17 protein-coding genes are annotated in these 17,755 nt (G+C 42.6%); 5 read left to right on the top strand and 12 right to left on the bottom strand.

Features of this window, described 5'->3' with window-relative positions:
- Nucleotides 1-226 precede the first annotated feature (226 nt).
- Nucleotides 227-1,549: a hypothetical protein gene (locus MAS10914_RS0118095; protein WP_017317362.1), complete on the top strand. Its 1,323-nt coding sequence runs from the start codon at nucleotides 227-229 to the stop codon at nucleotides 1,547-1,549.
- Nucleotides 1,550-1,679: 130 nt separating this feature from the next.
- Here the strand turns inward: MAS10914_RS0118095 and MAS10914_RS36665 are convergent, their stop codons facing one another.
- Both MAS10914_RS36665 and MAS10914_RS0118090 read right to left on the bottom strand, forming a co-directional pair.
- On the bottom strand, nucleotides 1,680-1,799 hold the full coding sequence (locus MAS10914_RS36665; protein ID WP_408605870.1) for a VOC family protein: 120 nt from the start codon (nucleotides 1,797-1,799) through the stop codon (nucleotides 1,680-1,682).
- Nucleotides 1,781-2,029 (bottom strand): hypothetical protein, encoded by a 249-nt coding sequence (locus MAS10914_RS0118090; RefSeq protein ID WP_017317361.1) that lies wholly within the window; start codon nucleotides 2,027-2,029, stop codon nucleotides 1,781-1,783. Before MAS10914_RS0118090 ends, MAS10914_RS36665 begins: the two co-directional genes overlap by 19 nt.
- Before the next feature lie 407 nt (nucleotides 2,030-2,436).
- Here MAS10914_RS0118090 and MAS10914_RS0118085 point away from each other — a divergent pair, with 407 nt between their 5' ends.
- On the top strand, nucleotides 2,437-2,658 hold the full coding sequence (locus tag MAS10914_RS0118085) for a hypothetical protein (RefSeq protein WP_017317360.1): 222 nt from the start codon (nucleotides 2,437-2,439) through the stop codon (nucleotides 2,656-2,658).
- Nucleotides 2,659-2,795: 137 nt separating this feature from the next.
- Here the strand turns inward: MAS10914_RS0118085 and MAS10914_RS35010 are convergent, their stop codons facing one another.
- Nucleotides 2,796-2,960: a hypothetical protein gene (locus MAS10914_RS35010; RefSeq protein WP_017317359.1), complete on the bottom strand. Its 165-nt coding sequence runs from the start codon at nucleotides 2,958-2,960 to the stop codon at nucleotides 2,796-2,798.
- A 274-nt stretch (nucleotides 2,961-3,234) separates the two neighbouring features.
- Nucleotides 3,235-3,441 (bottom strand): hypothetical protein, encoded by a 207-nt coding sequence (locus MAS10914_RS0118075; RefSeq protein WP_026082639.1) that lies wholly within the window; start codon nucleotides 3,439-3,441, stop codon nucleotides 3,235-3,237.
- 141 nt (nucleotides 3,442-3,582) lie between these two features.
- On the opposite strand from MAS10914_RS0118075, the gene MAS10914_RS0118070 reads away from it, so the two are divergent.
- Nucleotides 3,583-4,950: a GH1 family beta-glucosidase gene (locus tag MAS10914_RS0118070; protein ID WP_033366153.1), complete on the top strand. Its 1,368-nt coding sequence runs from the start codon at nucleotides 3,583-3,585 to the stop codon at nucleotides 4,948-4,950.
- 181 nt (nucleotides 4,951-5,131) lie between these two features.
- Here MAS10914_RS0118070 and MAS10914_RS0118065 read toward each other — a convergent pair whose 3' ends face one another.
- The 5 genes from MAS10914_RS0118065 to MAS10914_RS0118045 all read right to left on the bottom strand — a co-directional run bounded on the left by MAS10914_RS0118065 (nucleotide 5,132) and on the right by MAS10914_RS0118045 (nucleotide 10,562).
- Nucleotides 5,132-6,766 (bottom strand): tyrosinase family protein, encoded by a 1,635-nt coding sequence (locus MAS10914_RS0118065; protein WP_017317356.1) that lies wholly within the window; start codon nucleotides 6,764-6,766, stop codon nucleotides 5,132-5,134.
- A gap of 291 nt (nucleotides 6,767-7,057) precedes the next feature.
- Nucleotides 7,058-7,993: an alpha/beta fold hydrolase gene (locus MAS10914_RS0118060; protein ID WP_017317355.1), complete on the bottom strand. Its 936-nt coding sequence runs from the start codon at nucleotides 7,991-7,993 to the stop codon at nucleotides 7,058-7,060.
- 19 nt (nucleotides 7,994-8,012) lie between these two features.
- Nucleotides 8,013-8,540, bottom strand: coding sequence for a DUF4112 domain-containing protein (locus tag MAS10914_RS0118055; protein WP_017317354.1), 528 nt, complete (start codon nucleotides 8,538-8,540; stop codon nucleotides 8,013-8,015).
- A 374-nt stretch (nucleotides 8,541-8,914) separates the two neighbouring features.
- A complete protein-coding gene (locus MAS10914_RS0118050; protein ID WP_017317353.1) occupies nucleotides 8,915-9,511 on the bottom strand; it encodes a cupin domain-containing protein in 597 nt (198 codons plus the stop codon).
- Between the two features lie 67 nt (nucleotides 9,512-9,578).
- Nucleotides 9,579-10,562: a hypothetical protein gene (locus MAS10914_RS0118045; protein ID WP_017317352.1), complete on the bottom strand. Its 984-nt coding sequence runs from the start codon at nucleotides 10,560-10,562 to the stop codon at nucleotides 9,579-9,581.
- A gap of 422 nt (nucleotides 10,563-10,984) precedes the next feature.
- Between MAS10914_RS0118045 and MAS10914_RS0118040 the strand changes: the two genes are divergently transcribed.
- Nucleotides 10,985-11,434: a hypothetical protein gene (locus MAS10914_RS0118040; protein ID WP_026082637.1), complete on the top strand. Its 450-nt coding sequence runs from the start codon at nucleotides 10,985-10,987 to the stop codon at nucleotides 11,432-11,434.
- 74 nt (nucleotides 11,435-11,508) lie between these two features.
- Here the strand turns inward: MAS10914_RS0118040 and thrC are convergent, their stop codons facing one another.
- The gene (thrC, locus tag MAS10914_RS0118035; protein ID WP_017317350.1) at nucleotides 11,509-12,600 is read right to left on the bottom strand and encodes a threonine synthase; all 1,092 of its coding nucleotides are present in this window, start codon (nucleotides 12,598-12,600) and stop codon (nucleotides 11,509-11,511) included.
- Between the two features lie 337 nt (nucleotides 12,601-12,937).
- Here thrC and MAS10914_RS0118030 point away from each other — a divergent pair, with 337 nt between their 5' ends.
- Nucleotides 12,938-13,120: a hypothetical protein gene (locus MAS10914_RS0118030; protein WP_026082636.1), complete on the top strand. Its 183-nt coding sequence runs from the start codon at nucleotides 12,938-12,940 to the stop codon at nucleotides 13,118-13,120.
- Between the two features lie 77 nt (nucleotides 13,121-13,197).
- Here the strand turns inward: MAS10914_RS0118030 and MAS10914_RS0118025 are convergent, their stop codons facing one another.
- Together MAS10914_RS0118025 and MAS10914_RS0118020 are read right to left on the bottom strand one after the other, a co-directional pair.
- On the bottom strand, nucleotides 13,198-15,687 hold the full coding sequence (locus MAS10914_RS0118025; RefSeq protein WP_017317348.1) for a hypothetical protein: 2,490 nt from the start codon (nucleotides 15,685-15,687) through the stop codon (nucleotides 13,198-13,200).
- 719 nt (nucleotides 15,688-16,406) lie between these two features.
- Nucleotides 16,407-17,630, bottom strand: coding sequence for a glycosyltransferase family 4 protein (locus tag MAS10914_RS0118020; RefSeq protein WP_017317347.1), 1,224 nt, complete (start codon nucleotides 17,628-17,630; stop codon nucleotides 16,407-16,409).
- Nucleotides 17,631-17,755 lie beyond the last annotated feature (125 nt).

Below are 17,755 nucleotides of genomic sequence, written 5' to 3'. Positions count from 1 at the left end.
CAAGAGCGAGTATAGTGGTAGGGGAAATCTCAGGAGACTGGTATGATAGATGACATTAAATTAATAACTGGCATCATCAACAGTCCCTGGATTAAAGTAGAATTTCATACCAACTGTCAATCAACTCGTTGATTAAAACGAGAGATGGGATATTTTATCCAAAGTCTTTATTTGTAGGCAGGGGAAACGAAATTTATCTTCCCAGGAGCCAGAAGTTAACAACGCTATGTCACAAAAAGCCAATACGTATCTCATTCTTCCAGAATCATCAGAGGAGTTAATCGCCAGCGAACCCTGGTCAATAGAAACCTATGCTGATGGCTTGATGGATGAACTCTTTGCCGAAATCGACCTGATTCTGGATGGTAATGATAACCTACCTTTCCAAACGGCGCTGCCTCAAGAGCACATTCGTCATGTGCAAATGGTGACAGTACCGCAAATTGTCATCCCAGAAACACAGATCCGCCCCATACAGAAAGTTTCCAAAGCTAGGAACAACCCCTTGAGTACAGTAGTAGTAGGTACTCCAGGTGTTAGTAGACCCATAAGCAAACCACCTCAAAAATCTCAACAGACAAAGAGCATAGTGCTTTGGGTGGGAGTCACCATCGGATTAGCCATTGCTAGTGTTTTTTGGGTACTAAACTCTGGGCTGCTCAATCGTTTAGTTTCCAAATCACTTCAGCAAAGTCTCCTCAAACCGCAGGTGCAGCCCCAGCCAACCAAAGCGCAACCCCAATTGCCAACCAAAGCGCAAGTTGAGGCAGATTTGGTTAACTATATAATGGGAGCACTAGCAGTTATTGACAAACAAGAAGCAAAAAGCAATCTCAGGTTTGCAAAAACCGCCCTTACTACTGCTACTCCAGCCAACCAAACAGCCCTTGCATATATCACCCCTCAACCAACAGGTCATCTACCAGCACCCGTAGCTGCAAATAATGTCCCACCAGCCTCTAGCAACTCTACAAAGGTTGTTGAACGCATCTACATTCCGGTGTATCAAGCGCCACAGCCCATGCGCTACACGCTTCCACCTATTGCTGGCACTTCCAACCCCTTACCACCAGTAGCTACTACAGTCCCTAAGAAGACCTTGGCGAATGCTTCTAAACCTGCGCCTCCTGTCAAAATAGCCCTTAATAAGGGGCAAAAATCAGTCAAGCCTGCCACTGTACAAGCGCTTGCGGCTGTACGTCCAGAACTTAACCCTGTAGCTGTAGCCAAGCCTATGGCTGTACCGCCAGTTGAGCCTTCCAGCGTTGCAGCACCAGCACCAGCGCTCAGTCTAGCACCAGAAAAACAGGAAATGGCTTCCACAGTAACGACTCCAGAGCTTGCTGCTGTTTCCCACACCTTGGAAGGATTACTAGAGTTAGGGAACAAATCTGCTGCCTTATTTAAAATTAACGGCGTCAGTCGCCGCGTTGAAGTCGGTGAAGCTATCGGCTCAAGCGGTTGGACTTTGGTCAATGTTGCCAATGGCGAAGCCGTCATCCGCCGCAACGGTGAAGTCCGTTCGATTTATGCAGGTCAGACTTTTTAGTTATTGGTGTGAGGGGGTTACTTGATGGTCAAGAATATCTTGATAACCTATGCGCCCCCAACCCAATAACCACTTCTTGGCATTAAGTCCCTTTAATAACCGATAGGAAAAATTTCTTTGTGTCTTTGCATCAGCGTTGTGGCTGACTGACGATACTTACCAAAATCCCGTTTAAGTCACGCACGCGAGACACAATTTGTCCCCAAGGCATTCTTCGCGGCTTAACAACTTCTATGGCTCCTGCTTCCACAGCGATTGTGTATGCAGCGTCAACATCTGCTGCAATAATTGAGTTATAAATCCAACCGTCCAAGTATCGCGATTCGATGTCTGCTCTTGGTCACGGGTGAGCAAAATTCGCAGTGGGAACCGATTGCAGTCTGTAAATTCGAGTGCTAATTGTTGTTGTGCAATGTCTGCAATGCGAATGGGAGCCAAATACAAGAGTAAGCGTACTGTCACACATACAGCAGTTTTCATGTATTTGAACCATCATCGAACGTAGGGGCGTATGCCCTTACAGTGTGGTCTCTTTACCTGAAAATAGCTGTAAAAGCTTTTTTACGACAGTTTTCTCCAATGACAACAAAAATGGTTGATGTTCTTATTGCAACCGCACTCGATTTAGTTAATCCTAAGCATTTAAAACACTGGTTTACAAACTGTTGTTACTGTACCTCATAAACCTGCAATACGCTGTATCTTAATTTTTGCGCTATGGTTCTGACAAAATCAGAAAATATTTCAAAGCTGTAACAATAAAGCTTTGAAGATTCGATTTTCAGGAACTGATGGACAATTAACCTAGACAAACAACAAAGCGCCACAGGATTTCGTGCAGGATGCCGTGGCGCAATTTTTCAATAGTTATAACAGGGTGACATATCATGGCAAGCATCTTTGGCTTAATCTTCTTTTTATCTACTGTCTTGCTGGTTGTATCATCAGCTATAGAGCAAGCCGAAAGTAGAACAAGCAAAGTAGCTGTTATTCTGACTGTTGCGTTTGGCTTATCTCTCATTATCTACTGGTACGGAGAACAAAAGCTAGGAAGCGTAACGCAAGAAATTCAGGATTATCTAGTGTATGAGAATCTTTATTGTGAGTGAATGCCCAACTTACTACAAAGTATAGCAGACAGCTGGTAACTTGGTTTCAAGACTATCTATCGCGATGGCGGCGATGGCGAGCCTTTTGGGACAATCGCACTACTGCAACAACAGATTCACGAATATCTAGGTAAAAATCAGCTTGCATGATCCCAATCGCTCAGTAGCTCATGCTCCTGCTCTTTTCTCTGACGGGGTCGCAAAGGTGCTAAAGGAGTACCAATATTCGTGGGACGAAAAGATTGCTTCTTCTTAGCGGATTTGTTTTCCTGTTTGTTTGAGTCAATTTCTACAGTAGTCATGGTATTCACCTGTATGTTGTGGTTTCGGGGTTTGTGATTCTTGAGGCATCGATAAATCTGCAATCATTGCCTGAACCTTATCTATATGCCTACATCTCTATCAAGATCATCACTCTACAAAGAGTAATTTCCGGAAAAAGAAAAAACGAAGACAAACTCCCGAAGCGATGTACAGAATCTGTCTAATTATTTGATATTTGATAGAGTTACACTAACCACAATTTTCGCAATTGCTTGAGCGCAACGATAACAAGAGAAGATCAGCTCACATCCATTATGACACCTGCTGCCCGCACAGTCTCAACTCACGGGACTCCTGCCGAATTTTTCCCAAACTAGCAGCTTCTTGCAATGTCATGAAAGCATCAAAATCTTCTAACTCATACTTTGTCTTCAGAAGAATTCGCAATTGTTCTTCCGCTGCAACGCTGAGATATCCAGTTGTTATAGCCTCTTGAACGACATCACGGATTAACATCATAGCCGGAAAAATCTATGTGGTTCTGTTGACTACAACTTCTTCATGAGAAGTTTCGTTTTTGTCATCAATCTTTACAATAACTTGATGGAGCAGACTTTGTCATTCTTTAAGAGAATGGTTACGTTGCCTAAGATTGTGACTATGTATAAATTTCCAGAGGATTTTTACTGGGGTGCTGCGACTGCTGCGTATCAAATTGAAGGCGCATATCGAGAAGGTGGACGCAAGCCCAGCGTGTGGGATACCTTCAGCGCTACTCGGGGAAAGGTTCTTAACGGCGATACGGGTGCTGTAGCCTGCGACCATTACCATCGCTACAAAGCAGATGTCCAGCTCATGGCAGAATTGGGCATCAAACACTATCGCTTTAGTATCGCATGGACGCGCATCATTCCTGATGGTCGCGGCGCAGTCAATGAAGAGGGCATTGATTTCTACAAACGCTTGGTAGATTGCTTGCACGAGTACGGCATTACTCCTCATGCAACCTTGTATCACTGGGATACTCCCCAAGCACTAGAAGACTTGTATGGTACCTGGCAAAGTCGCCAGATAGCACACGATTACGCTGATTATGTCACAGTTGTGGTGAAGCGGTTGGGCGATCGCATCACCCATTGGATGACTCTCAACGAAATCCCCTGCTTTACCCACCTAAGTTATGATGTTGAGGAGCAACCACAGCACGCCCCAGGAAAACAACTCAGGAGTCGAAAGGAAGTTTGGCAAACTTCTCACCATGCCTTACTTGCTCATGGTACGGGATGCCAAGCCATTCGTGCTGCTTCACCCGTTCCCTGTCAAGTTTCCTTGGTGGATAACATCGCGGTTACAGTTCCCATCAACGAATCTCCTGCCAATATTGCAGCAGCAAAAAGCGCCTTCCACACCAATTGGGTGAATGGCGGCATTATTTTCCCAGCCCTAACTGGTACTTACAGTCCAGCAATGCTTCAGAAGCTGAAACAAGATGCCCCAGATATTCAACCAGGTGACTTAGAAATTATTCACCAACCCCTTGATGCCCTTGGTCTTAACATCTACACTGGCGCTTATGTTCGTGCTGCCAGTAATGAAGATGGTTACGAATTCCTCAACCTTCCCAAAGGCTACCCGCAGATGCATATGCCCTGGTTAAACATCTTGCCTGAAAGTATTTATTGGGGCATTCGTCATATCAGCGAAACGGTGGGGCGCAATGACTTACCAGTGTACATCACTGAAAGTGGCTGTGCAGCACAAGATGAAGTGAATTCTACTGGTGAAATCATTGACACTGACCGAATTATGTACTTACGCCAGCACCTAAAATCAGCTCATCGCGCCATCAGTGAAGGATATGGTTTAAAGGGGTATTTCGTGTGGAGTCTGATGGATAATTTTGAGTGGGCTTGGGGATACTCCCGACGCTTTGGGATTGTTTATGTGGACTACAAAACACAAAAACGCATCCCAAAAGCCAGCTTTGAATGGTACGCAGAATGTATCCGTCAGAACCGAGTGGTTTAAGACGGTGTTTATAAATAAAGGTAGGCTGTGTTACGGCTCTAGGAGTATTTTGGGCAAATGTAACTACATTTTCAGCCCTTATTAAGGAAGCGATCGCCGACGGCGATCGCTTCCTCGCCCTCCAAGCGATTATCATTCTTGTTAGAAATTGTAAGCGCTTGAGATAAACCGAAAGTTATACTTACTTAAACTTGCGAAGTGAAACCGTCTCGACAACAATGTCCTCTGCGGTCGAAGCATTTTTTGCCAGAAAAGACACTTTTAAGTTTTGGATTTCCGACGGTTGTTCGCGTCTTTTCACCTGCTCAATGAGTTTGTCGGTAATGTCAAACAGAACGATTTTTGTCACCCTTTCAGAACTCGGTACTTCAAAGAAATTGACAACGCCGACGAAGTGGGCATTTTTGTCAAGAGTGTCAACAGTTGCCTCTGTATTGGGCAGGTTTAGATAAACATCATAAGCTCCCCTTGGTTGTCCCTGGAAAGACACTTGAACTTCCAACTCATAATTTTCATCTCCAGAAGGAGCACCTCGCGCTACCACATCTTCTGAAATCTCAACAGGGGTAGATAATGGAACATTTACTGTTGTCAGTTTATCAGTTAACTTAGTCTTAACCTCCTCAGAGGTAACAACAGTGTCTTCTACGGGTATTATGGATCTACCGCGTGAACGATTCTGTGCTCGGCGACTCGGTGGCACTTCATCAAGTTTATCGTAGATGGAACTGTTGTAACTTGGTGTATAGACCTCGGAAACCACTTCTGATGGTTGGAAGCTAATCGCAGTACTTCCATTATAAAAATTATACACCCAAGGTACTGAACTTAATTCTTCAGCCGTTACTCTGATATCTGTTGCTGTTGGGTTATCTTTTTCTCTTTGTCTTGTCCAAGATTCCCACATACGGTCGATATTAGTGTGATGTACCCAAAAGATTGGGTCGAAACCAGCAGTAGGAACACCTGACATCAGCCCTGCATCAGTTTCAGTTTGCGTAATAGGATTGAATGTGTTTTCGCTATACACACCACCAAGTTCAACGTGCATGAGACCGTGAGGTGAATTTTCAAGCGGGCTAGAAAAATCCCGAAATCGAATAGCTTGGTACGCTTGTTGTTTGCCTTCAATCAGCGTGTCTTGAGTAAACTGGTCTGCAACAGGAGTCGGGTCGTTTGCATCTGCAGCTGATATTGAGCTACCGCTATTTAGGATTCTACGCCTCAATGGCTCATAAAGACTGTTACTTACGTCAGCAGGACTTCTAAACGCGTTTGGGATAATGCTGTTTTCTGGAGACCCATTATCGGTGTAATCCCAGTACGGAATGGCAAAATCATCCTTGCCAGTGATGTTACGAACAGCTATTTCAAAGAAAGAAAGGTAGAGTCGATGCCAGGGTAGAAAGTGATATATATTAACACCTACTGGATGGGGGCACTTCTGCCAAAAGTTTTGTAACAATTGTGTTACCTCTGGAGTTGATGCCGTCGCTGAGGTATAGCTTGGGCACAGAGGATTTCTCTCAAGTTCGTCAGGATTGGGAAGCCAATGAATTGCTCCCTGGAAATACCAACTAGCAGGATCTAGACAACCCTGCTCTCGCATTTTACTAAGCGCATCTTTAAGCGTCTGTAGATCCTTCTGTCCTTCCGGAGTGTAAATGTTTTTCCGAACTGGGGTGGGTGACTTAGTGAACTGGGTGGACTGGGGTAACTCGGTGGACTGGATAGATTGGGCATAAGCGTTGCTTGGTAGCAGCAGCAACCCAAAAATAGATATTGCCAAAATCAAAGCGAAAATAAACTTTCTCATGGCTTTCTCTAAAATTTGATAAACTGTCGGTTATGGAATTTTCCTGCCTGATAGCCTTGCTGTAAAAACTTCAACCTACAAAAAGTGCAACTTGTAGGCGCAACAGCTTAGCTCTAAGAGTATATGGGTGCAAGCGAAAGCAACTTATGCAGTTTGAGGATATCTTGCTACCCACGCCAGCCGACCCTATCATCGCCCCCTTCCTTTCTTTGCCCCCTCACCTCCCCACCTCCCATCACCTCCCCATCATGTCAAGACTGTCAGTAAACCGAAAAGTTTTCCAGGAGCCTTCTAAGAGAAGTTATGTTGTTGCAAGAATTTAAGAATCGCTGCATTCACCGCTTCTGAAGCACCCGTAGACGCATCATGATGGCAGTTAGGCAGGATTTGTAATTTAGCATGGGGAAGGCGCTGACGTAATTTTTCCCCATCGCTAGCAGGAAACCAAGTATCTTGTTCGCCCCATAAAATCAGGGTAGGACATGTTATCGCACCGAGATTATTCTGAATTTTACTAATCAGACTTGGTTTATTTGTTTGCAAGTGTTCAATTTCCCGCGCTGCTATTTGTAACTCTTCAGCCACCTTGGTAAGAGTCCCAGGAATTTCAGTGTAAGGGTAAGTTATCCAGTAAACATCATCCTGCGTCAGTATTGATGGGTCGTACAAGACTCCACGCCTTTCTATTGCCATAATTTCTCTCACCAGTGGTGCAAACAGGTGCGCTAGACGAGAGGAGTCAATTGTTTGCACGATTTCTAAGGGGATTTGGGAAAGCAACCACATTCCCCAATGAGGTAAACGTTGAGGGAAAATAGGTACATTTACCAGCACAAGCCGCGCTATGAGCTGGGGATTTGCTTCGGCAAGACCAAGGGCAATTAATGCGCCTAAAGATTCTGCCACAAGAACCACGGGTTCATCACATAAGGAAAGAATGACTCTTTCTAACTCAATAATTTGATGACCACTCTGTTCTCGACGAAACACAGGTTTTTCGGAAAATCCGTAACCTTTGGCATCAAAAGAAATAACCCGAAAATGAGCAGAGAGTGGCTGGACGCTGTGACGCCAATTGTAGCTCCAGCTGCCAACACCATGTAACAAAAATAAAGGTTTACCTGTTCCTTTTTCACCGTAAGCGATTTTTACAGGATACCCATTAGCATCGGTAATTACGAGACTTTGCCGACCTTTCGGGAAAGTCGCTTGCCACCAGTCTTTCATTAATTTTGTCTTGACTTATCTAACTGCCAGTAAACAATCCCAGCAGCATTCCAAGCAACGTTCCAAGCAGTCTGGTGAGTATCACAGTAAATGCTACTAATCCAAGAGCAACGATGAACAAGACAATGAAAACCGCAAATACAAACCACTTGTCTGCGCTCTTCCTCTGGCTGGGAAACCTTAAGTGATCTTCCAGTAGCCTGATATTATACTCGTTAGCTTTCCAGCTAACATCAAACAAGTCCCCTGCTATGGGTATTGCACCTAATAAGCCATCAATAATGATATTCAACACCATTCTACTCAAAGTAGGCGCAGGCGCGCCTAACCGCGCAGCTTCCAGAACAATATACGCCGAAAGCATAACTCCCAAAAAATCACCGCCGACAGGTATGAGTCCCAGAATTGGATCTAGACCAATACTAAGCTGCGTTCCTGGAACAGTAATGACTTTATCCAGTAAGCGGCTCAACTGACGCAGCCTTCTTAAAGTAGGTGCTTTGGCATCAGGTTCAATCAAGGGATACTGAGGGGGAAATTCAGACATTAGCGCGTTTGTATTTGTGTTGTGAAACCGCTAAATATTCTACTCTAGCTGGGAAAGTTAAAGCTGATTGCTAACACACGTAACAATATTTACGAATTTCTGTGACGTGCTGTATTATTTGTCGTTATGCCAATCTTCACATCTACGGCTTGTTCAAAGAAGGTTTTAAAACCAGAGTTTTCCTTATCTGAGGTTCTTTATTTTGTCAATTCTCTGAAACCAGCTTCTACTAAGGGATAATGTGAGGACGTAGGACGCGCCTTATCCCTCAGTCTTTGGAAAGGACTATTTTCAAAAGAGGCTGTCTCTCAAGAAATGTAAAGAGTAAAAATTAGGCATTAGCATTCTGGGAGGCTGGAGAAGGGATTAAGTAATTACGTTAAATTGGGATTGTATATTTGGCTAAAATCTTCAGAAGGTTTTACTAATAAATCCTTTTTCTCATTAATAGGTTCGGTACGATAGCTTGGTTGGTTTAATCGATCTGTTATATTCAATGTCTCCAAACCCTCATTACCAACTTCTTTAATTGTATGAACAGTATTCGATGGAAAGAATAAGGTTGTACCTGGTTTGAGGTCTATATCAATCGCCTTCTTAGTATCATCATAAATAAAAGAAAAGACCCCTGAACCGTTGACAACAAAAATGACTGTATCAACCGGGTGAGAATGATGTTCTAAAGGATATTGATTATTCTGTTTTGGTGGATCGTATACTAAACGCGCTGATATATGATTTTCATCACCAAATAAATGTTGAGAAATAGACAATGGCTGTTCAGGACGACCATGTTCTGTAATCAATTTATCAAAAGATAAATGCCAAATATTGAGACAAAAAGAACTAGGGTCATGGTAGTACATCACACCGCCCTCTTCACTTTCCCATATATTTTTAACATATAAAGAGAAATTCTCACGAGAAATATTTTGAGACAAAATATCTTGAAGAAAGGCTTCTAAAATCATTTAATTTAAATAAAAATTTCAGTGATTTATAATAACGTTTTGGTCTCGGATCTAGTAATTTATTTTTCTATTTTCTCTTTTTAATGCATTTGTGTACAATGGAGATGCTTTTTGATTGCTGCTTTCTAGATAATTGAAAAACCACTGCAAATGCTTCATTATGAATAATCTCAGCGTTTTTTTCTTGTTTTAAGTCGGTGTAGATAAGTCTCCATCCGCTATCACTTATATATGTTCCTATATCACAAGTACCCCATTCGGAGCCTCCTCCGCATACAATAAACACTTTTTTTTTTATACGAAACTTTGCAAATAAAGCGTAATCACGACCATCTTTGGGACGCGAAGTTTGAGGATCAAGTGATACAGGATAATCTGTCCACCGTATTTCCTCTATAAGCTGATTATAATTGTCAAATAACCCACCTTTTATAATAATTTTTGATAAATTGTTGTTTTGATCTAGATTTTGATTAATTGAAAAAAATTTATGCGTAGATTGGTTTACGAATTCAATTACATTATTTGAAAGACCTATAAGAATATAAGTTTTTACACCATCATCATCATTAATATTTATCTCTTCATCCCACTTTATTTGAGGAACAGGAAGACCGAGTTTTGAGAAAGCAGACACCAAGTATGAAGCCGCAGTCACATCATTTTGTATGGCTGCCTTAGTAGAGAACTTCCAAACTAGTTTCTGTGCCTGCTGCTTTAAACTATTGCCAGCTTGCTGCGAGTTAGTTTGGCTAAGATCAAACGCTGGAACAATAATTGCTATAGAACCATAGCCATTTGTTTTATCATCACACCCAAAAAGTTTCAAAAACCTACGTTGATTGGTACGCTTTTCTATACTTTCTGTAAGTAATTCAATAATTAGAACAAGAGTAGTTGCCAACCCAGAGGTTGATATACTTAATCCAATATTATATAATGATGATTCTTGGTTTACATTGATAATAGTTACTATCAGTATTAAAGATGAAATTATAAGTATAGATATAGTAACAGTGAATTTTATATTCCTAACCAATAGATCCAGCATAAACTCAATTCCTTAATGTAGTTTCTGCTTTAGCGACAGGTTTTGAATCTGAAAAATTGCTTGTTAAATCTGAAGGGGTGTTTTATAAAAGAACTTATTTAAAACAAAAATCATGAACATATTAATATATTACTTCCATTTATGCAACTAATGGTACGTTGATTGGCTTCAGACCAAAACAGGCATTAGCTTGTTTACTCTTATGGTTTCCATTTGGTCATTGCTCGTAACACGGCTAAAGAATTGTTCAGAAGAACACATTAATGTAGAGACGTTGCAGTGCAACGTCTCTACAAGCCTGGAATTGTCACGAAAAATGCTTAACTGAGGGGTATGCTTTACTACCAACTTCAATAACAGCCTCTCACTAACTGACAACTCAGACTATCCTTAGTTAAATGTGTTTTACCTTTGTAGAATTCATGACTCAAGAATTAACATCACAGTGGTTAGCAGAAATTAAAGCGCTCAAACAGCAGCTAGCGGAACTTCAAACAGAACAAGATGCAGGATGGCAAAGTGCCGAGAAATGGCGCAAACTTTACAACACTGAAGCAGAACAACGCCGTACAGATGCTCAAATGGCGCAGCAGACGATCGCGGATTTAAAAGCACAAATACAACAAATCAAAGGTATTGAGGCAGCACGACTTGATGACCCCACAGCTACAACAGCTATTCAAAAAGAAGTCGAACAACTCAAATCTGTGGAGGAATTGAAGGCAAAACTGATTGCAGTCATCAAAGAACGCGATCGCCTACTACAAGCTTTAAAAACAGAACAAGACAACCATTCCCAAACACGCAAAAGCCTAACCACCGCTTTGGGTGATGCCATCGATGGTTTGACAAAGGAGAGAGGAGAGAAGTAGGAGGAGTGGGGGAGGAGAGGAGTGGAGAAAGATAATTTATTTGTTGGTCTGTGTTATCTCCGCCCGACTCTCTTCTAAAATCCCATTGCTTCTGCTACTGCCAACAGTTCCGGCGCAATGCCTTGTTTAAACTGGCTTTGACTGTGTTTGAGGGCTGTATCTGGGTCTTTGAGACCGTTGCCGGTGAGGACACAAACCACTGTCGCGCCTGTAGGAACTTGGTCTTTCACCTGCAACAAACCGGCAACGGAAGCGGCGCTGGCGGGTTCGCAGAAAACTCCTTCTTCTGATGCCAAAAGGCGATAAGCATCGAGAATTTCTGCATCGGTGACGGCGTGGAAATTGCCCATACTGGCTTGTTGGACTGCAACTGCTTTTTGCCAGCTTGCAGGGTTGCCAATGCGAATTGCGGTAGCTATAGTTTCTGGATGTGCCACTGGCTGACCTGTCACCAGGGGAGATGCACCTGCTGCTTGGAATCCCATCATTCGAGGCAGGCGATCGCACTTTCGGGCTTGATGATATTGACAAAAACCCATCCAGTATGCTGTGATATTTCCCGCATTACCAACTGGGATGCACAGCCAGTCAGGAGCATCGCCCAAAACATCAACAACTTCAAACGCTCCTGTTTTTTGCCCTTCTAGGCGGTAAGGATTGACCGAATTGACCAAAGTCACCGGATAAGTTTGGGCCATTTCGCGTACAATTTCCAACGCTTGGTCAAAATTCCCTTTGATTGCCAAGACTTCTGCCCCATACAGCAACGCCTGTGCCAATTTGCCCAGCGCCACATAGCCATCGGGAATTAATACGAAGGCACGCATACCCCCACGCCGAGCGTAAGCCGCTGCTGCTGCTGAGGTGTTGCCCGTACTGGCACAAATGACCGCCTTTGCCCCAGCTTCTTTTGCCTTAGAAATTGCCAATGTCATTCCTCGGTCTTTAAAGCTACCAGTGGGGTTAAGACCATCGTATTTGACGAAGACACGCACTTCTTTGCCTACCCGTTCTGCAATAGAGGGAACAGGTATGAGGGGTGTATTGCCCTCCAGTAGGGTAACAACTGGTGTTTTTTCGTTTACAGGCAAGTATTCGCGATATTGCTCTATAAGTCCAAGCCAGGGTTGGCGATGAGATTTAGCTGCAGACAGGCTTAAAGTCACGGTATTTAAAAGCTCTTAGCTCCAGTTGAAAAACAGCATCTGGTATATATTCATATTTTGCACTCCAGATGCTACACAAGCGCAAGCAGCGAAATCATTCAAAATTTAAAAGTCAAAATTATTTTTTAACTTTTAATTTTGAATTTACGCTACACCTTTATACTCCCTAATGAAAGTCTTGTTTGGAACAAACTCACAGCTTATGCAGTCTCCTAGTACACAACCTAAGACACATTTTATTGGCAAGAGAAAAGTATACAATTCTTTAATGATTCTTAAAACTTGCCTATTATAATATCTCTAATGGTGTGAGTTGATTTCTGGTATAGATATGGCAATGTCTACATCTAGTGTTTCGGAAAAGCAATCCCAAGCTGTCTGGGCAAGCAAATTGAACAAATGTTTTTACCAAGCCGAGCAGTTAACTAAATTTATGCATCTACAGGCAGAGGTTGATGGCTTGCTAGAGCAATTGCAAAGCATGAAGACGCAAAGGGTCTCTACCCACAAGGAGGAATAAGTTAGTTAGTCTTCCACTGAGCGATTGCTAATCTCTTCTAGTCATATATAGTCAGTCACAACGCTGTGATAAGTCTGTTATTCAAAGCGCTGATTCTTCTGTGACCAAATTTTTAGACTATAATTACGGGCATTCTGTACAAATAAGGCGAGAGATGGCCCAGCCGAGAGTTTAGCAATCGCAATCAAGACTTGCTGGGAATCACGCTTAAAATCAGTATAGATGACTTGACCATCGTCAGACAAGATAAGCGTACGAGGGCGGGAGCGCTTTTTGTCATCATGTCTGAATGTTGGCTGTTGGGTCAGAAAATTTCTCTCCTCATCGCTCTCATTTGGCATATCTAATGATGCCATCGCCTCTACTGAGATAGTCAGCACAGTATCTGGCTTACCATTACCTGTTAAATCAATCTCTTGAATGGGCAAATGTCCTAGCTTTTGCACAATGTATTGGAAATCTGGAGCATCACCATTTGGCAACTGACCGGATTCTTGTAGTGCTCGCCACACTCTCGGTAGCATGGCTTTTACCCGTGACTCGTCTTGTTGATATACTTTTTCAAGTGTAATGGGCAATTGCTGAACCCATTCTAAAGCAGAGCTAGTCACTGCTATGGGTGGTGATTGGTTTATAGATGTTGCATACAACGTCTCTACAGTTTCATCAGCAGCAACTAGTAACCGCAATATCCCATCCCGCAATTGCACAGCTTTGATAAAAGCTGTGGTCGTTAACTGTTCTCCGTTTGGCAGCCAGACCACTATTTGAATTTCAGGGTCAGAGTTTATACCTAAAGTTTGCCAGAAAAAGTCTTCTGTTGAAGTTTTAGGCGGGTTTAAATTTGTAAAAGGGTAATAAAGCCAGCGTCTGCCATCATGAAATGCAGAGACTTGTACCTGATACCAAACCTGGGTATCTGCCTTTTGTAGAGACGTTGCATTATCTATTTTTTCTAGAGACGCGCCATGGCGCGTCTGTTGCAGCCACTCAGCAGGGTTAACATCAGCGATTGATTGTACCGCACCAACAATCTGACTGGGGTGAGTGGGGAAAATTTTAGATGATACGACTTCACCACTCAGTTGTTCTAACAAGCCTTGAATGTAGGTAAGAGTTTCTGTTGTGGTTTTAGATTGCTTATTTAACCAAGAGTTCGCCCGTTCTTGCCCATGCTTGGCTGCTAAAATTAAGGCTCCCCAAGCTTGCACCAACTCTCGATTTGGGTTTACCCGCAATTGGGCTTCTACGCGACTCCACAACCGTCCGCCATCTGCTTTCAGTAGAGTGGCAATTTCTTGGGCATTTTGCGGTGACGCCTCAAACACCTGTAAAGCTTTCTCCCAACGACCATCTATCAAATCTGCCAGGACTTGTTGGCTAGGACTTGCCCAACTTGTATCTGCCTGGGTTTTGGTCAGTTGGGAATGCAAGTAAACAACATCCATTTGCGCTTGTGCTGTCTGTGAAAGCAACCCTTTTCGCTGTTTCTTGAGAGATTCCAACTGTTCAAAGGCTGGTGTCCACAGTCCATTACTGGCTAATAGTAGGGCATTTTGGTAATCTGAATCTTGGAGAGCTGGTGGTGTCAGCGAGATTTGTTCTAGCTGGATGGGGTTAAGGACAAACTTGACAGAGTTGACTTGATAAATGCGTAGCTGGGGTTCTAGACCGACTGTTTGATCGACGACTAACTCTTTTGCATCACCACCAGTGACTTGGCGCCATTGAGGGAGTTGTCCGTTGGGACTTGTCCAGGGCTGCATTAATTGTAAGTGAGTGCGTTCGGGATTATAGTAAACGATGTGACCGTAAGCGATGCTCCCAAAGGGAGCGCCCGCCGTAGGCGATCGCGCGGAGCGCCCGCCGTAGGCGATCGCACTTGTTCCTTGCTGGCGTTGACCTCTGAGATAGAACCATACGCCTGATGAAGTTCCACTGCCTTCAAAACGCCCCACTTCACTTAAAGGCAAGGGTAAACTGGAACCTTGATTGTCATCAGTAGCATCGACTATAGGGGCAACTACAAAAGATTCTTCTGGTCCACTAACAGCTAATTGAGAAGCTAAATGGTAGTACTCCTCTGGTGCAGATTGCAGTTCTGAGTTTTCTGCACGTTGATAAACCCTGAGTTCAACTATATATTGACAATCTGACTGGCAGTTAGCACGCTCCTTGAAAATAGGCAGTAAAAAAGAGGTTGTTGTATCCTTCTTTAATGGTAGGATTTGTCCTACTATCTGTCCTTGTTTGTTCAGAAAATCTTGAATTTGTCTGAGGGTTTGGGGACGTTCTAGGGTATTATCTGAAATTTTCTCCCACCCTGGTAAAAGTTTATTCAGCCAGCTTACCTGCTCTGGATTGAGTATAAATTGAATGCTAATCCAGGCAAAAGTCGCAATTAAACCAGCGCTGCATAACAAAACCGTCATTGCTACCATCGACGCTAGCCAACTTCCCTGTTGAGGCTTTTTCTTGGGTTTTTTAAGAACGCGCTTAACTATGCGTGAATTAGATTGTTTTCGTCTGTATGGTTTTGGTGCAGGATTTGACGAGGGGTTTGCCATGCGACTTCTGCTGTCAATCTAGTAGGGACTTTGGCAAGAGCATTTTCCTTTATACTCGCGTTCCTCAAATCTTGGCTAGAAACTTTTAAAGGAAAGTGAGTGTAGGAAATTTTTTCAATTTTCAATTTTGATTCTTCTTTTCTTCTTCATTTACACTTTTCAGGATGCAATGCCTTATTTCCGCACACTTTCAAACCTAACTTTTTATTTTCTTTATAAAATCAGTAAATTCACCAATGCCATAAAAACTACTCCTTCAATAGACTCTCATTATGTGTGTGTGAGTTGAGTGTAAAAAATTGAGAAACAAGAATGAACCGCAGCGATTTTGTCTATCGCGGCGATTTTGAGATACGGAGACATATGAGACACAGAAAAAAATTTTTCTGCGTTGTCAATGTCTCCGTGTTTTCTTTCTTATCAGGTGTATCTATAAGTAGTGCGTTTATCTGTTGAAGAAATAAATGCTATTTAATTGATTCTTCAGCGCCACATTTTTTATAAACTTCTTCTAATTAATGATTTTCAGTATTTTTAACATTTTCCATAACAATGTATTCATATCTTCTCAATTTGCTAGCACTTTTATTAGCTCTCAGTTCTGCTGCAATTGTTGCTCAATCTTCAACTTCAATACAATCAGATGATGACAATCAACAAAATAATAACCATATCTTCGTCATCGATAGAGTCGTAAATCTCGAATGGTGAGTCAATACTTAGCACCCACCACTTGTAAGAACTTCCTCATAGCGTTTACCAGCGCTATCCCAAGTGAATTCCGTTTCTACGAATTGTCTGGCGTTACGAGACAATTCTGCTCGCAATTGCGGATTTTCAAACAATTGACGAATAGCAGTAACATATTCTGTAGGCTGATTTGCTCGTAATGCCCTCAGTGGTACATTTGCACCATCTATAGCCAGTCCTTCTAAACCACGGTCACTTGCAACGACTGGCACACCAGCCGCCATCGCCTCTAAAGTTTTATTTTTAATACCAAATCCCGTCCGCATTGGCACAACGCAGACAGTTGCTTTGTGCAAATACTCTACCATTGAAGGCACACGCCCTGTTACAGTAATACCAGGTTTTTCTTTAAGTGCTAAAACTTCTGGTGCAGGACGAGAACCAACAATATCAAAAGTGGTATCAGGGTAAAGCTTTTGAATTTCTGGTAAGACTTCGTTGCTGAAAAAGCACACAGCATCAATGTTTGCTAAATTATCCATCGCACCGATGAAAATTAAGCGTTGTCCCCCTAGATCATGAGTGCGGTTGGGAAAGGAAACTAAATCTACGCCATTGGGAATGACTTGAATTTTACTGTTAGGGTTAAATTCTTGTATCTGAACCCTATCTTCTTCTGTTGTTACCACAATTGCCGAGAATTTAGAGCAGTAGCGTTTCTCGTAACGACGCAAAAGTGGTAGATAGAGTTTATCTCGAAATCTATTTTCAGAAATCCCCGTGTCTAGCTGGTTGCGACAGGAACCATAGACCGAACTATGAACGTTAACTACGGTTGTAAGATGTTTTTGGAAATGGGGTTTCACATAAATTTCATTCACGCTATGTTCGCACGTAATGACATCGCATTTCCCCGCCTGCACGAAATTATCCACCCAAATTTGCATTTCATCTGAGTAACGGTTTAACACACTTGGCGGTATCCCTTGTAAGATAAAAGTAGTGAAACGCTGGATTTTCTTCAGTATTCCTCCGGATGTTGTAGAGTCTTGTGGGCGATTAAAAATAACTAAGTGAGCCACATAATTCCGTAATTCTTCTATTTCTGCATTTGTGACATCAGGCTCCCGTTGAGTAACCAGGGTGATAGCATGGTGTTGACTAATATACTTGAGTAAATTAAACGTTCTTACCTGCGTTCCCCCTCGTGTGGGCGGATAGGGAAAGGTCGAAGATAGCATTAAAATGTTCATAAACCTGATTATTTGGGAATAATACTAACGAGAGCGGTGATATATATAGAATGACCTGTTGCCACAGTTTATGTCATCATTAGGCTGCCTATATATTTGAGTTACTCATAAACTAAAGACAAAAA

Origin of the sequence: Mastigocladopsis repens PCC 10914 (assembly GCF_000315565.1) — a bacterium.
GTDB lineage: Bacteria > Cyanobacteriota > Cyanobacteriia > Cyanobacteriales > Nostocaceae > Mastigocladopsis > Mastigocladopsis repens.
This window is presented reverse-complemented; position numbering and strand designations above follow the sequence as displayed.

Excerpts from the sequence above, each read along its gene's own strand:
- MAS10914_RS0118060 (WP_017317355.1), bottom strand. The coding sequence starts at position 7,993 with ATGAAAGACTGGTGGCAAGCGACTTTCCCGAAAGGTCGGCAAAGTCTC.
- MAS10914_RS0118050 (WP_017317353.1), bottom strand. The coding sequence starts at position 9,511 with ATGATTTTAGAAGCCTTTCTTCAAGATATTTTGTCTCAAAATATTTCT.
- MAS10914_RS35010 (WP_017317359.1), bottom strand. The coding sequence starts at position 2,960 with ATGACTACTGTAGAAATTGACTCAAACAAACAGGAAAACAAATCCGCT.
- MAS10914_RS0118090 (WP_017317361.1), bottom strand. The coding sequence starts at position 2,029 with ATGAAAACTGCTGTATGTGTGACAGTACGCTTACTCTTGTATTTGGCT.
- MAS10914_RS0118055 (WP_017317354.1), bottom strand. The coding sequence starts at position 8,540 with ATGTCTGAATTTCCCCCTCAGTATCCCTTGATTGAACCTGATGCCAAA.
- MAS10914_RS0118085 (WP_017317360.1), top strand. The coding sequence starts at position 2,437 with ATGGCAAGCATCTTTGGCTTAATCTTCTTTTTATCTACTGTCTTGCTG.
- MAS10914_RS0118095 (WP_017317362.1), top strand. The coding sequence starts at position 227 with ATGTCACAAAAAGCCAATACGTATCTCATTCTTCCAGAATCATCAGAG.
- MAS10914_RS0118065 (WP_017317356.1), bottom strand. The coding sequence starts at position 6,766 with ATGAGAAAGTTTATTTTCGCTTTGATTTTGGCAATATCTATTTTTGGG.
- MAS10914_RS0118045 (WP_017317352.1), bottom strand. The coding sequence starts at position 10,562 with ATGCTGGATCTATTGGTTAGGAATATAAAATTCACTGTTACTATATCT.
- MAS10914_RS0118030 (WP_026082636.1), top strand. The coding sequence starts at position 12,938 with ATGTCTACATCTAGTGTTTCGGAAAAGCAATCCCAAGCTGTCTGGGCA.
- MAS10914_RS0118040 (WP_026082637.1), top strand. The coding sequence starts at position 10,985 with ATGACTCAAGAATTAACATCACAGTGGTTAGCAGAAATTAAAGCGCTC.
- MAS10914_RS0118070 (WP_033366153.1), top strand. The coding sequence starts at position 3,583 with ATGTATAAATTTCCAGAGGATTTTTACTGGGGTGCTGCGACTGCTGCG.
- MAS10914_RS0118025 (WP_017317348.1), bottom strand. The coding sequence starts at position 15,687 with ATGGCAAACCCCTCGTCAAATCCTGCACCAAAACCATACAGACGAAAA.
- MAS10914_RS0118020 (WP_017317347.1), bottom strand. The coding sequence starts at position 17,630 with ATGAACATTTTAATGCTATCTTCGACCTTTCCCTATCCGCCCACACGA.
- MAS10914_RS0118075 (WP_026082639.1), bottom strand. The coding sequence starts at position 3,441 with ATGATGTTAATCCGTGATGTCGTTCAAGAGGCTATAACAACTGGATAT.